Origin of the sequence: Nocardioides sp. (genome assembly GCF_041393715.1) — a bacterium.
GTDB lineage: Bacteria > Actinomycetota > Actinomycetes > Propionibacteriales > Nocardioidaceae > Nocardioides.
Window position 1 is genome coordinate 39,689 of sequence record NZ_JAWKJQ010000005.1, and the last position, 13,444, is coordinate 53,132.

General features: G+C 73.2%; 12 protein-coding genes and 2 pseudogenes. 9 read left to right on the forward strand and 5 right to left on the reverse strand.

Features of this window, described 5'->3' with window-relative positions:
- Window positions 1–2 precede the first annotated feature (2 nt).
- Window positions 3–435: pseudogene (locus R2740_RS09085) on the reverse strand (Fur family transcriptional regulator).
- An 82-nt stretch (window positions 436–517) separates the two neighbouring features.
- On the opposite strand from R2740_RS09085, the gene R2740_RS09090 reads away from it, so the two are divergent.
- Genes R2740_RS09090 through fabG form a run of 3 tightly spaced genes read left to right on the forward strand, consistent with a single transcriptional unit; the run spans window position 518 to window position 2,514 of the window.
- Window positions 518–985, forward strand: a complete 468-nt coding sequence (locus R2740_RS09090; protein WP_371302367.1) for a DUF427 domain-containing protein — start codon at window positions 518–520, stop codon at window positions 983–985.
- Window positions 986–1,024: 39 nt separating this feature from the next.
- Window positions 1,025–1,717 (forward strand): haloacid dehalogenase type II, encoded by a 693-nt coding sequence (locus R2740_RS09095; protein ID WP_371302368.1) that lies wholly within the window; start codon window positions 1,025–1,027, stop codon window positions 1,715–1,717.
- A 38-nt stretch (window positions 1,718–1,755) separates the two neighbouring features.
- Window positions 1,756–2,514: a 3-oxoacyl-ACP reductase FabG gene (fabG, locus tag R2740_RS09100; protein WP_371302369.1), complete on the forward strand. Its 759-nt coding sequence runs from the start codon at window positions 1,756–1,758 to the stop codon at window positions 2,512–2,514.
- A gap of 21 nt (window positions 2,515–2,535) precedes the next feature.
- Here fabG and soxR read toward each other — a convergent pair whose 3' ends face one another.
- On the reverse strand, window positions 2,536–3,009 hold the full coding sequence (gene soxR / locus R2740_RS09105; RefSeq protein ID WP_371302370.1) for a redox-sensitive transcriptional activator SoxR: 474 nt from the start codon (window positions 3,007–3,009) through the stop codon (window positions 2,536–2,538).
- Window positions 3,010–3,064: 55 nt separating this feature from the next.
- On the opposite strand from soxR, the gene R2740_RS09110 reads away from it, so the two are divergent.
- Both R2740_RS09110 and R2740_RS09115 read left to right on the forward strand, forming a co-directional pair.
- Window positions 3,065–3,778 carry an SDR family NAD(P)-dependent oxidoreductase gene (locus R2740_RS09110; protein ID WP_371302371.1) on the forward strand — a complete coding sequence of 238 codons (714 nt, stop codon included), beginning with the start codon at window positions 3,065–3,067 and terminating at the stop codon, window positions 3,776–3,778.
- A complete protein-coding gene (locus tag R2740_RS09115) occupies window positions 3,775–4,992 on the forward strand; it encodes an S-adenosylmethionine:tRNA ribosyltransferase-isomerase (RefSeq protein WP_371302372.1) in 1,218 nt (405 codons plus the stop codon). The genes R2740_RS09110 and R2740_RS09115 overlap by 4 nt, the downstream gene beginning before the upstream one ends.
- 85 nt (window positions 4,993–5,077) lie before the next feature.
- Here R2740_RS09115 and R2740_RS09120 read toward each other — a convergent pair.
- Window positions 5,078–6,511: pseudogene (locus R2740_RS09120) on the reverse strand (MFS transporter); the annotation flags it as partial.
- Window positions 6,512–6,624: 113 nt separating this feature from the next.
- Here R2740_RS09120 and R2740_RS09125 point away from each other — a divergent pair.
- Window positions 6,625–7,248 (forward strand): TetR/AcrR family transcriptional regulator, encoded by a 624-nt coding sequence (locus R2740_RS09125; RefSeq protein ID WP_371302373.1) that lies wholly within the window; start codon window positions 6,625–6,627, stop codon window positions 7,246–7,248.
- Complete coding sequence (locus R2740_RS09130) at window positions 7,245–8,318, forward strand: winged helix DNA-binding domain-containing protein (protein ID WP_371302374.1); 1,074 nt, start codon at window positions 7,245–7,247, stop codon at window positions 8,316–8,318. The genes R2740_RS09125 and R2740_RS09130 overlap by 4 nt, the downstream gene beginning before the upstream one ends.
- 8 nt (window positions 8,319–8,326) lie before the next feature.
- Here the strand turns inward: R2740_RS09130 and R2740_RS09135 are convergent, their stop codons facing one another.
- Window positions 8,327–9,268, reverse strand: a complete 942-nt coding sequence (locus R2740_RS09135) for a diacylglycerol kinase family protein (protein ID WP_371302375.1) — start codon at window positions 9,266–9,268, stop codon at window positions 8,327–8,329.
- A gap of 65 nt (window positions 9,269–9,333) precedes the next feature.
- Between R2740_RS09135 and R2740_RS09140 the strand changes: the two genes are divergently transcribed.
- Window positions 9,334–10,116 carry a DUF1206 domain-containing protein gene (locus R2740_RS09140; protein WP_371302376.1) on the forward strand — a complete coding sequence of 261 codons (783 nt, stop codon included), beginning with the start codon at window positions 9,334–9,336 and terminating at the stop codon, window positions 10,114–10,116.
- Between the two features lie 75 nt (window positions 10,117–10,191).
- Here the strand turns inward: R2740_RS09140 and R2740_RS09145 are convergent, their stop codons facing one another.
- Window positions 10,192–11,676 (reverse strand): phosphatase PAP2 family protein, encoded by a 1,485-nt coding sequence (locus tag R2740_RS09145; protein ID WP_371302377.1) that lies wholly within the window; start codon window positions 11,674–11,676, stop codon window positions 10,192–10,194.
- Between the two features lie 54 nt (window positions 11,677–11,730).
- Between R2740_RS09145 and R2740_RS09150 the strand changes: the two genes are divergently transcribed.
- Window positions 11,731–13,440, forward strand: coding sequence for a phospholipase D family protein (locus tag R2740_RS09150; protein ID WP_371302378.1), 1,710 nt, complete (start codon window positions 11,731–11,733; stop codon window positions 13,438–13,440).
- Window positions 13,441–13,444: the final 4 nt, after the last annotated feature.

Here is a 13,444-nt window from a genome sequence, read left to right on the forward strand (position 1 = left end):
GGTCAGGTGGTGCTGCAGCTGGAGCACAGGCCCCAGTAGAACGACCTCGGCCTCGTCGATCTCGAAGCCCTGGTCGTCGGAGGCCGTAAGGCAGGGGGTGTCGCCGACGGCGCAGTCGACGTCGGCGATGGTGCCGCACCGGCGGCAGACGACGTGGTGGTGGTTGTCGCCCACCCGCACCTCGTAGCGGGCCACGGAGCCGGTGGGCTGGATGCGCCTCACCAGGCCCGTGTCGGTCAGCACCCGGAGGACGTCGTAGACGGCCTGGTGGGAGACCGGACCGTAGGCCGTCCGCACCGCGCCGATGATGGCGTCGGTGTCGGCGTGCGGGTGCTCGCGCAGGGCGGTGAGCACCGCCGTGCGCGGACGGGTCACCCGCAGCCCGGCCGCCCGCAGCCGCTGCTCGGCGTCGTCGGCGGCCTGGTCGCGTGTCACGTCTCCGACCCTGCCGTCTCTTCTTGAACAAGTCAAGAAAACGACCTGAGCAGTTCCTGGGAACGTCGGCCACACTGGGCGCATGGAACCGGAGTCGGTGTGGGACTACCCGCGGCCCCCGGCGCTGCGCGCCTCGCAGGAGCGGGTCGAGGTCGAGCTGGGCGGCGTCGTGGTGGCTCGGACACGGCGCTCGCTCCAGGTCCTCGAGACCAGTCATCCGCCCACCTACTACCTGCCGGCCGGCGACTTCCTCGCCGGAGCCCTGGTGCCCGTCGCCGGGTCGACCTGGTGTGAGTGGAAGGGGGAGGCGACCTACTTCGACCTGGTGGTGGGAGAGCGGGTCGCCGCCCGCGCGGCCTGGTGCTATCCCGACCCTGTGCCCGCCTACGCCGCCCTCCGCGACCACGTCGCGGTGATGCCCGGGCTGGTGGATGCCTGCGTCGTCGACGGTGAGCGGGTGCGGCCGCAGGAGGGCGGCTTCTACGGCGGGTGGATCACCTCGAAGGTGACCGGGCCGTTCAAGGGTGCGCCGGGCTCCCGCGGCTGGTGACGGCTGTCGAGAACGGGTGTCCGGGGCCAGACTGAGGTGATGGAGTCCCTGCCGCGACCGGACCTGCTGGTCTGCGAGGTCAACGAGACGCTGTCCGACCTCGCTCCGATGGCGGGGAGGTTCGCCGCGGTCGGGTTGGACCCGCTGCTCGTGCGGGGGTGGTTCGCGAGCCTGCTGCGCGACGGGATGGCACTGGCCGTGCACGGGGAGCGGGCCCCGTTCGCCGAGCTCGCGAGGGCGTCGCTGGAGGCGCTGCTGCGCTCCGCGGCGCCGGATCGCGATCCGCGGGAGGCGGTGGAGCAGGTGCTGGCCGGGTTCCTGGCGCTGCCCGTGCATCCCGACGTGGTCGAGGGGGTCCGCGAGCTCGCGGGCCTGGGCATCCGGCTGGTGACGATGAGCAACGGCGCGGTGGCGGTGGCGGAGCGTCTGCTCGGCGGGGCCGGCCTCGGCGAGCACTTCGAGCGCATGCTGTCGGTCGAGCAGGCCGGCTACTTCAAGCCCGACCCGCGGGCCTACCACTACGCCGTGGCGGAGTGTGGCGTGCCGCCGGGCGAGGCGATGCTGGTGGCCGTCCATCCCTGGGACACCGATGGCGCGCGGCGGGCGGGGCTCTCGTCCGCCTGGATCGACCGGGGCGACGGCGGCTACCCGTCGTACTTCCTGCCGCCGACGGTGACCGCCGACTCGCTGGTGGGGCTGGCCGGGCAGCTGGCCTCACGGGCCGGACACTAGGCTCGCCCCGAGCCCAGACCCAGCCCGGAAGGACCACCATGCCCGACACCCCTCGCGTCGCGATCGTCACCGGAGCAGCCCGCGGCATCGGCGCCGCCACCGCGCTCCGACTCGCCGCCGACGGCCACGCGGTCGCCGTCGTCGACCTCGATGAGGGCGCGTGCGCGAGCACCGTCGACGCGATCACCGAGGCCGGCGGCCGGGCACTCGCGGTGGGTGCCGATGTCAGCGACGAGGAGTCGGTGGCCGTGGCCGTCGAGGCCGTCGCCACCGGGCTGGGCGCGCCGACGATCCTGGTCAACAACGCCGGCATCATCCGCGACAACCTGCTGTTCAAGATGACCACGGACGACTGGGACGCCGTGATGGGTGTCCACCTCCGTGGCGCGTTCCTGATGAGCCGCGCCGCCCAGGCCCACATGACCAAGGAGGGCTTCGGGCGGATCGTCAACCTGTCCAGCTCCTCGGCCCAGGGGAACCGCGGCCAGGCGAACTACTCGGCAGCCAAGGCGGGGCTGCAGGGCTTCACCAAGACGCTCGCGATCGAGCTCGGCCGCTACGGCGTGACCGTCAACGCGGTGGCTCCCGGTTTCATCCAGACCGACATGACCGCAGCGACCGCGGAGCGCATCGGGATGCCGTTCGAGGAGTTCCTCAAGGCGGCTGCCAGCGCCACGCCGGTCGCCCGGGTGGGCCAGCCCGACGACATCGCGCACACGATCTCGTTCCTCGTCAGCGAGGGCGCGGGCTTCGTGTCCGGCCAGGTGATCTACGTCGCCGGCGGCCCGCTGGACTGACCGCGAGGCGTCGCAGACGGGCTACCGCAGGCGGTGGGGGCGGCGCAGCACCGCCGGGAGGTACGCCGCCCCGGGAGCGCCGTCGCTGGTCGCGGCGATGTCGCCGGGGTTCGACATGCCGCACCTGCGGAGCGACAGGCACCCGCACCCGATGCAGGAGTCGAGCCCGTCGCGCAGTCGCTGGAGTGCGGCGAGCTGCTCGTCCAGCCGGACCCGCCAGTGCCGCGAGATCCGCTCCCAGTCGGCCTTGGTCGGGGTCCGACCCGACGGCAGCTCGTCGAGCTCGGCCCGGATCTCGTCGAGGGTCAGTCCCACGTTGCTCGCCGCGCGGATGAAGGCCAGCCGGCGCAGCACGTTGCGCTCGTAGCACCGTCGGCCGCCGGGGGAGCGGCTCGCCTCGATCAACCCCTGGGCCTCGTAGTAGCGCAGCGCCGACGCCGCGAAGCCGCTGCGCTCGGCGACCTGGGAGATGCTCAGCACGTCCCGTGCATCCATGTCGTCCCCTCCGGGCCTTGAACTCAAGTTAACTTTAACTTAAATACTGGCAGGCATGACCTCTTCAGACAAGAACCTCGTCGCCCTCGTCACCGGGGGCTCCTCCGGTCTCGGCCGCGAGCTCGTCCTCAGCCTGGCCGCGCGTGGCTGGACCGTCGTCACCGACGGTCGGCGTGCCGACCGGCTGGCGGAGCTCGCCGACCCGGGCATCGTCACGGTCCCCGGCGACCTCACCGACGCGGACCACCGGACCGCGCTGCGGGCCGAGCTGACCGGCTTGGGGCGCCTCGACCTGCTCGTGCACAACGCGGGCACGTTGGGCCCGTCCCCGCTGCCCCGGCTCGAGACCATCACACCCGACCAGCTCCAGCAGACCTGGCGGCCCAACGTCGGTGCGCCCCTGGTGCTGACCGGCGAGCTGCTCGACCTGCTCGTGGCCTCGCGGGGGACGGTCGTGGCGATCACCTCGGACGCCGCCGTCGAGCACTACCCCGGATGGGGGCTGTACGGCGCCTCGAAGGCCGCACTGGAGCACCTGGTGCTGACCTATGCCGCGGAGAACCCCGAGCTGACGGCGTACGCCGTCGACCCCGGCGACCTGCGCACCGAGATGCACCAGGCGGCCTTCCCCGGTGAGGACATCTCGGACCGACCGCTGCCGGAGACGGTGGTGCCGCACCTCCTCGCCCTCGTCGATCGGCGACCGCCCTCGGGCCGATACCGGGCCGCTGAGGTGTCCCTCCCCGAGCCGGCGGGCGGCGCGCGATGAGCGTGCTGACCGAACGACCCACCACCCGGTTCGTGCTGCCCGACACCAGCACGGCGGACGCTCCGCCCGAGCGGCGAGGCGTGCCACGCGACCAGGTGCGCCTGCTGGTGGCCACACCGGACGGGATCGCGCACGAGCGCTTCGCCGGTCTGGCCGATCACCTCCGCGCCGGTGACCTGTTGGTGGTCAACGACTCGGCCACGGTGGCCCGGCAGGCGGACGCGGAGCTCGTCGGGCGCGGCCCGGTCGTCGTGCACCTGGCCACCCCGCTGGACGACGGCGACTGGGTGGTCGAGATCCGCACCGCGCCCGAGGCGACCCGAGCAGTGCTCGACGCGAGTCCGGAGGATCGGGTCGTGACGGGGGCCGTCACGCTCACCCTGCTCGAGCCCTACCCCTGGCGGTCGTCGCCTTCCGGCCGCGGCAACCGGCTGTGGCGCGCCGAGGTCGACGGTCCGCTGGACTCACACCTGCGGCGCCACGGCCGTCCGATCGCCTATGGCTACCTCGACGGCGCGCTCCCGCTGGCTGCCTACCAGACGGTGTTCGCGACTCGGCCCGGCAGCGCCGAGATGCCGTCGGCCGGTCGCCCGTTCACCGCCGAGCTGGTGACCCGGCTGGTCTCTCGCGGCGTCGCGGTCGCTCCGGTCACGCTGCACACCGGCGTCTCCTCGCAGGAGGCGGGGGAGGGACCGCAGCCGGAGCGGTACGCCGTCCCCGCGAGCACCGCTCGGCTGGTCAACGCGGTGCGGGCCGGCGGGGGGCGCGTCGTGGCGGTGGGGACCACGGTGACCCGGGCCCTCGAGTCGGCGGTGGCCCCGGACGGGCGACTCGTGGCCGGTCGCGGGTGGACCGACCGGGTGGTCACTCCGGCCGATCCGCCTCGCGTCGTGACCGGGCTGGTCAGCGGCTGGCACGACCCCGCGGCGTCGCACCTGCTGCTCGTCGAGGCCGTGGCCGGCCGCTCACCCAGGCGCTCACCCAGGCGGCCTACGACCGCGCGCCGTCGCCGGCGGCTCACCTCTGGCATGAGCGGCGCGTCGGAGGACAGGCTTGCGGCGACAGCTCCTGCCTCGCGGCCACGAGTCGCCACCGCTGTCGACCGCGCGGTGGAGCGGAAGGCGCGCCACCATGACTTGCCGCGACCCCCACGGCGACCAGCCGCGGCTCGCACCGCCCACACGAGCTCAGCCCGGCACCGCGGCACCACGTAGCGCAGCAGGGCGGTGTTCCTCGGTCGACCTCCACCGGGGCCACGTGCCGGCGCCCGGGCAGGGCGATGGCCGCGACGACCGCGCCCACGAGGCAGAGCAGCCCGACCATGGTGGTGGTGGCCTGCAGGCCGGCCATGAACGCGTCGTGGAAGTCGGGTGCGAGCCGCGGGTCGACGGTCGCCACGCCGGTCGCCACGGCCACGGAGTCCTGCGCTCGGCCCAGCAGGTCGCCCGGCAGGCCGGCGTACGACGACGACGCGAGACGGTCGGCGAAGACGCTGGAGAAGACCGACCCGACGACGGCCACGCCCAGCGTGCCGCCGAGCTCGCGGGTGGCATCGTTGACCGCCGACCCCACGCCGGCGCGCGAGGGGGGAAGGACCAGCAGGATCGACTCGGTCGCCGGTGTGCTGATCAGCCCCATGCCCAGTCCCATGAGCACCATCTGGGGCACGATCACGGCGGCGTACGACGAGTCCACGGCGTCGGTCGACATCCAGAGGAAGGCCGCGCCGAACAGCAGCAGACCGGTCGTGACCACGAGCTTGGTGCCGATCCGGGGGGCCAGCAACGCGCCGACGACCGACGCCACCGCGATGCTCACGGCCACCGGGAGGATGCGCATGCCCGTCGACAGCGCGCCCCACCCGCGGACGAACTGCATGTACTGGGTGATCACGAAGATGAACCCGAACAGCGCGAAGAAGGTCACCGTCACCGCGCCGCTGGCCGCGCTGAACCGGCGGTCGCGGAACAGCGACACGTCGAGCATCGGGTGGGCGACCGTGCGCTCGGTGACCACGAAGGCGACCAGCAGCGTGGCCGCGACGGCGAAGCCGCCGAGGGTGTGGGCCGAGGACCAGCCGTGGGCCGGGGCCTCGATGATGGTGTAGGTCAGCGTGGCCAGCGCCAGGACCGAGAGCGTCAGCCCCCGCCGGTCGAGGGCCGGCACCGAGGGGTCGCGCGACTCCGGGACGACGACGTAGGCGGCCGCGGCGGTGAGGAGGGCCAGCGGCACCAGCGCCCAGAAGACGCTTCCCCAGGCGAAGTGCTCGAGCAGGAAGCCTCCCGTCACCGGTCCGGCCGCGACGCCGATGCCGACCACCGCGCCCCACACGCCCAGGGCCGCCGCGCGCTCCCGACGATCGCGGTAGGTGTTGCTGATGATCGACAGCGTGGTCGGGAAGATCACCGCTGCGAACGTCCCCATCGCCACGCGGGCAGCCACCAGTGCCTCGGGGGAGGTCACCAGGGCACCCACGGCGCTGGCGGCGGCGAAGCCGAGCAGGCCGAGGATCAGGGCGGGCCGGCGACCGAAGCGGTCGGAGAGGCTGCCCGCGGCCAGCACGAGGGCGGCGAAGGCGAGGTTGTAGCCGTCGACGATCCACTGCAGGGCGCGGGTGCCGGCGTCCAGGTCGCGCGCGATGCTCGGCAGCGCGACGTTGACGATGGTGGTGTCGAGGTTGATCGCGAGCACGGCCGCACAGACCGTCAGCAGGATCGGCAGCTTGCGGTTCATGGAGTCTCCCAAGATGGCGGTGGGCCGCGGTGGCGGCGCCTATGTGGACACTGTCCACATACCGTGACACGGAATGTGACCGCTGTCAACATCCGGTCTCTATACTTCCCTGCGTGCGGCCCTACCACCACGGCAACCTGCGGTCGACGCTGATCGAGACCGGCGTCGAGCTGGCCCGTGCCCAGGGTCCCGAGGGCGTGGTGCTGCGCGAGGTCGCCCGGCGCGCGGGGGTCTCCCACAACGCGGCCTATCGCCACTTCGCCGACCGCGACGAGCTGCTCGGGGAGATCGCCTCGGTGGCCGCCGAGAAGCTCGAGGAGCACATGCGCCGGCGCCTTGACGAGCTCGACGAGCCCGACACCGCCCGGCTGGCCGTACGCCGGCTGCACGAGGTCGGTCGCGCCTACGTCGAGTTCGCCCTCGCCGAGCCGGGCCTGTTCGCCGTCGCGTTCGCCGAGCTCCCTGCCGGCGACGACGACCACCGGCCCGACCCCAGCGCCGAGATGGCCGAGGTCGGCCCCTACCAGCTGCTCGGCCAGTGCCTCGACGACCTGGTCGAGGTGGGCGCGATGCCGCCGGAGCGCCGGCTCGGCGCTGACCTGGGCTGCTGGGCCGCCGTCCACGGCTTCTCGGTGCTCTGTCTCACCGGTCCGCTCACAGGACTCCCTCCCGAGCTGCGGGACGCGGCGCTCCAGGGCATGCTCGAGGTCGTCGAGCGCGGGCTCACCCGCCCGTGAGCCCGGCCGACCTGTCCCGGTGGCGGCTGGCCGCCCAGCGGCTCGAGGGGGCCCCGGAGGCCGATGCCACGGCGGTGGTCGGCAGGATGCTGGCCTTCCAGGCCGAGAACCCCTCGCAGGTCGCCTGGGCGGTCGGCACCCGCTGCGGTGCGGCCGACGAGGAGGCCGTCCTCGGAGCGCTGGACGCCGGCGAGTTCCTGCGCACCCATGCCCTCCGGCTCACCTGGCACTACGTGTGTCCGGCCGACCTGGGCTGGCTGCTCGACCTGACCCGTCCGCGGGTGCTGCCGAGCTATGACCGCCAGCTGCGGACGGCCGGTATCGAGGGCCGACGACGCACCCGGCTGCTCGACCAGGTCGCCGCCGCGGTGGCCGGCGGCCCGCTCACCCGCACCGAGCTCGGCGAGCGGCTCGCGGAGCAGGGGGAGCGACTCACCGGCTTCGGGCTGATGGTCCTCGCGGCCGCCGCGGAGGTGGAGGCTCTGGTGTGCAGCGGCCCGCGGGCGGCCGGCGAGCACACCTATGCGGCGTACGCCGACCGGGTCGTGGCTGGCCGCGACCTGGCCGGCGACGAGGCGCTCGCCGAGCTGGCCGTGCGCTACCTCACCGGACACGGGCCGGCGACCGACCGCGACCTGGCCTACTGGTCCCATCAGTCGCTCACCGTCGCCCGCCAGGCGCTGGCGTCGGCCGGCGGCGCGCTGGCCACCGTCGAGGTCGCCGGCCGGACCTACTGGCACCTCGCCGGCGACGGACCACCGCCGGCCGGCCAGCCGCGCGCCCACCTGCTGCAGATCCTCGAGGAGTACTACCGCGGCTACCAGGACTCTCGCGACCTCCTGGACCTGGCAGATCTGCAGGCTCGGGGCCCCGAACGCTTCGTCGGGATGGCGATCGTCGGTTCCCAGATCCTCGGTGAGATGAGGCGCTCGGTGACCGCGGCGACGGCCCGGTTCGAGGTGCGGCCATGGCGCACGCCGCACCCGGGCGAGCTGGATCTCCTCGAGGACGCCGCCGGTCGCTACGCCGCGTTCCTCGGGCGACGGCCCGACCTCGTGGTGGTGGACTGAGGTCGGCGTCAGGACTCCGCAGGGACCCGCACGATGAGGCAGTCGGGCTGGACCACCAGCCGGAGCTCCGCGGCCCTCGTCAGCACGTCGCCGTCGACCTCCGTCTGCTGCGGGGGTGAGACACGCAGGCTCAGCTCGCGGGCGCGGTGTCGCTCGAGGCTGGGGCCGTCGCCGTCTCGACGGGTCAGCACCCGGGCCGCGACGCCGAGCCAGTCGGTGATGCCGGTCGGGGTCAGCACCGCGACGTCGAGCACGCCGTCGTCGATCGCCGCGTCGGGCAGCAGCACCATGCCACCGGTCAGCTCGCCGCAGTTGCCGACCACGACCGTCCGCGCCGCCTCGTGCTCGTGCGTCGCCCCGTCGAGAACCAGCTCGAGGTCGAACCCGTCGTCGAGCAGATGGCGTCCGCCGCTGGCGACGTACGCCGCCCACCCGACCTTGTCCTTCACGCCCTCCGGTGCGTCGTCCATGATCTGCGCGTCGAACCCGAGCCCGGCCATCACGGTGAAGCAGTGCACGTTGGCGGCCGGCTCCGGCACCCCGGGGCCGCGCTGGCCCTCGTCGGGGTCCACCACCAGCCAGCCCACGTCGATCCTGCGCTCCGATCCCGTGAGCGCGACCTCGAACGCCTCGCCCAGGTCCGACACCGGGGCGCCCACGTTCCGGGCGAGCAGGTTGCCGGTGCCCCCGGGCAGCAGCCCGAGCGCGGCCTCGGCGCCCACGAGCTCCTGGGCGACCGCGCGCACCGTGCCGTCCCCGCCCAGGGGGCACACCAGGGTGGCTCCGGCCCGCAGCGCCTGGCGGGTCTGCCCGAAGCCGGGGTCGTCCTCGGTGGTCTCCACCATGGTGGGCTCCTCGTGACCACAGGCCGCCGCGCTCGCCGCCAGGGTGCGGCGCACCGCGTCGAGGTCCTCGACCTTGGTGGGGTTCACGATCACGACGGTGCGCATGGGGTCTCCGTGGGTCCGGTCGAAGGGGTGGAACGACGGGGATGGGGTACCCCATCCTCATGACCATGAACCCTGACGTCCGCCGGGCCGCGGACCGCGCCAACGACTCCGCCGTCGTCGAGTGGGGGGCTCGGCTCGGCTACGCCGCCAACGGCCTGATCCATCTGCTGATCGCCTGGATCGCCGCGCAGGTCGCCCTGGGCAGTGGTGGCGGCCAGAACGCCGACCAGTCCGGCGCCCTGGCCACCCTGGCCAAGGAGTCGTACGGACAGGTGCTGCTGTGGGTCGCCGTCGCGGCGTTCACGCTGCTGGTCGTCTGGGAGATCACCGAGGCCGTCCTGCGCCACGAGACCGGTGACCGGGTCAAGGCGGCCGCGAAGGCAGTGGCCTACGGTGCCCTCGGCTGGACCGCGTTCACCTTCGCCTCCGGGGGGCACTCGAGCTCCAGCAAGACCACCAAGGACTTCACCGCGACGCTGATGAACGCGCCCGGCGGGCAGCTCCTGGTCGGAGCGGTCGGCGCCGGCATCGTCGCCATCGGTGGCTACCACGTCTACAAGGGGTGGACGAAGAAGTTCATGGAGGACCTGAAGGAGCACCCCGGTCGCTTCGCCACGGTCGCCGGCCGGGTCGGCTACATCGCGAAGGGCGTCGCACTCGGCGTCGTCGGCTTCCTGTTCGTCGTGGCCGCCGTCCAGCACAGGTCGGGCAAGGCCACCGGCCTCGACGGAGCCCTGCGGACCCTGCGCGACGCCCCCGCGGGCACCGTCCTGCTGCTGCTGGTCGCGCTCGGCATCGCGGCGTTCGGCGTCTACAGCTTCGCCCGGGCCCGCTACGCCCGGGTCTGAGGTGGTGTGTGGCGGGGTGTCCTTTGGTCGAACGAGTGGCCAACCGCCGCGCGCGGCGGGCCGGCTGTCCGGCCGCTACGCGCGGGTGTGGACCGCGGCGTCGGCGTCGGTCTGCGACGCGGAGCGGGGCTCGCGGCGCAGGTAGTTCCACGCCAGCAGGGCACAGACGACGCCGTTGGTGATCCCGGCGGCCAGGTCGGTCAGATGGTGCATGCCGCGGTAGAGCCGCCCGTAGAACACCAGGATCGGCATCAGCGAGCAGAGCCCGACGAGCGTCCAGCGCAGCGCCGGGTTGCGGACGCGTAGCGAGAGCAGGAGGAACGAGACGTACAGCGCGGTCGAGGCGCTCTCGTGCCCACTGGGATAGCTCGTCGTCGGCGGTGAGCTGTCCAGCATCTTGACGGTGGGACGGTCGCGGCCGACCACCACCGAGGCGGTGCCGAACACGATCGACTGCATGAAGATCGCCAGCAGCGGCACGACGGCCATCCACCAGCGCTTGGTCGCCCACCAGACGGCCGCGGACACGATCACGGCGACGGCGATGATCACCATGGTGCTGCCGATCAGCGAGAAGTACTCCGTGAGGGTGTTCCAGGTCGGCGTGCGGCCGGCCGCGACCCGGTCGTTGACCTTCTCCTCGGCCTTGGCGAGGCCCTGGAGCGGGCCGTCGACGAGCATCCAGCCGAAGGCGACGATGACCAGCCAGAGCCCGACCGCGGGGAGGATGGCGCGCACCAGCGCGTCGCGCGCGGCATCGCGCACGCGAGGGGCGGTCGGGTCGTCGTCATAGCGGGTGAGGAAGCCCATGTCAGTGCCTCTCGGGGGGGTCTCGGTGGGACTGGGGTCGGCCCTCCGGTCGACGGTGGGGTCGGGGTGGTCCCCGGACGGCTCCGGCGAGCGCGGTGTCCACCCCACGTAGCCGGCGTACGACGCCAGCACCAGGCCGCAGCCGAGCAGCACCCCGCCGATCACGTCGGTGGGGTAGTGCACGCCGAGGAACACCCGGTCGAGGCACGTGATGGTCACCCAGAGCACGCTTGCCGCGATGGCGGCCCGGCGCCCCGCGCGGGACAGGAGCGGCCAGAACAGCAGCGTCAGCGCGGTGGCGATGATGGCGGCGTTGGTGGCGTGCCCCGACGGGAAGGAGTAGCCGGCGGACTGGGACACCGGGTCGTCGACCACCGGTCGCGCACGCTGGACCAGCGCCTTCAGGCCGAGCGCCAGCATCCAGCCGACCATCATGGTCAGGAACGCCCACCAGGCGCGGGTGGTGAGGTGTTTGCGCAGCCAGACCCAGAGGCATGCGGGGACGGCCACCACCAGGTAGGCCGCCAACGGCTGGCTGATCGCCTGCCAGAACAACAGCGCGTCGAGGAAGCGCGGGTGGTCGCGGGTGAAGGACGTCGCGCTCAGGATGCGCGCCTCGTCGAAGCGCACCAAGGGGTCGAACTTCGACCGCACCAGGTAGGCCAGCACCGTCACGACCAGGCCCACGACCACGGCGTAGGCGGCCGCCGCGGAGAGCCTGCGCAGGCGCGCGGTCTGGGCCGGTTGCATGGTCCTGGAGTTCCCCATTCTCGGGTGATCATGCCCGTGGCAGGATACGGACCCGTGGCGGTCTCCGACTGGTTCCTCACCGCGAGTGAGCGCGGCAACCCCCACACCCGCATCGACCAGCGGCACCCCGACGGGGAGGCCTGGAGCGAGGGCAACAGGCTGCGCGCCCTGATCCACGGGCGAGGCTACTTCGCGGAGCTCCACGAGCGCATCGGCGCGCTGGGCCCGGGCGACCGCCTCTACTTCGCCGACTGGCGGGGCGACCCCGACGAGCAGCTGACCGACGACCCCGGGTCCACGCTCACGGCCACCCTCACGGCGGCGTCCCGGCGCGGGGTCGACGTCCGCGGCCTGCTGTGGCGCTCACACTGGCAGCGGTTGGGCTTCAGCAGCCGTGGCCACCGGTTCCTGGGCGAGGAGATCGACGAGGCCGGCGGCGAGTGCCTCCGCGACATGCGCGTCCGCACGTTCGGTGCCCACCACCAGAAGTTCGTGGTCCTGCGGCACGCCGACGACCCGACGCGAGACATCGCGTTCCTCGGCGGCATCGACCTGTGCTACAGCCGCCGCGACGACGAGCAGCACCTCGGCGACCCGCAGCCGCTGCCGATGGCCCCGGCCTACGGTCCCCGACCGGCCTGGCACGACGTCCAGGTGGCCATCCAGGGGCCCGCCGTGCACGACGTCGAGACCACCTTCCGCGAGCGCTGGGAGGACAGCACCCCGCTGACGCTGAACCCCGGGCGGCTGCTGTCCAGCCTGCTGCAGTCCGAGCAGCTGGTGCCCGGCCCGCTCGGTGAGCAGTGGCCACCACCCCCGCGGACCGATGGCCACGACACCGTGCAGATCCTGCGCACCTTCCCCGAGATCCTGCCCCACGGCTACGACTTCGCGCCCGAAGGCGAGCGCTCGGTGATGATGGGCAACCTCAAGGCCATCACCCAGGCCGACCGCCTGGTCTATGTGGAGGACCAGTACCTCTGGTCGTCGGAGGTGGGGGAGCACTTCGCCTCCGCGCTGCGTGCCAACCCCGAGCTCCGGGTGGTGGTCATCCTCCCCCTGGTGCCCGACGAGGGTGGCCCGGTGGGGGAGCCCCCGCAGCTCTACGGCCGCAGCCTGGCGATGGCGCCGATGATCGAGGCCGGCGGTGACCGGGTGGCCGTGTTCGGGCTGACCAACGAGCAGGGCATGCCGGTCTACGTCCACTCCAAGACCTGCATCATCGACCACCGCTGGGCCAGCATCGGCTCGGACAACCTCAACCGCCGATCCTGGACCAACGACAGCGAGATCGCCTGCGTCGCCGTCGACGACCGGGGTGACGACGACCGCCCGGCCCCGGAGGACGCCTTCGCCCGGGTGCTGCTGCGGTCGCTGGTGTCCGAGCACCTCGGGTGCCGGCCCGACGAGGTGCCGGAGGACCCGGTCGAGCTGTTCGACGCCATGGTCGCGTGTGCCGACGCGCTCGACGACTGGTACGCCGGCGCGCGCGACGACCGGCACGGTGTCCGGGGCCTGGTCTCTCCCCGGCTCCACCTGCCCGGCAAGGCGCGGGCTCGGCGACGCGCGTCCGGACGGGCCGGCGCGGACACCCGCGACGGGCGCCCGCCCGGCCGGCTGCGTCGGCTCGCGCCACCCGAGCTCGGGGAGGTGCAGCGCCGCTGGGCCGCGCAGATCTACCGCCGGCTCTTCGATCCCGAGGGCTGGGTCAACGAGGCCCGGGCCGAGGACCCGCCGGTGCCGGCGCCGGTCGGGCGTGAGTAGCCCT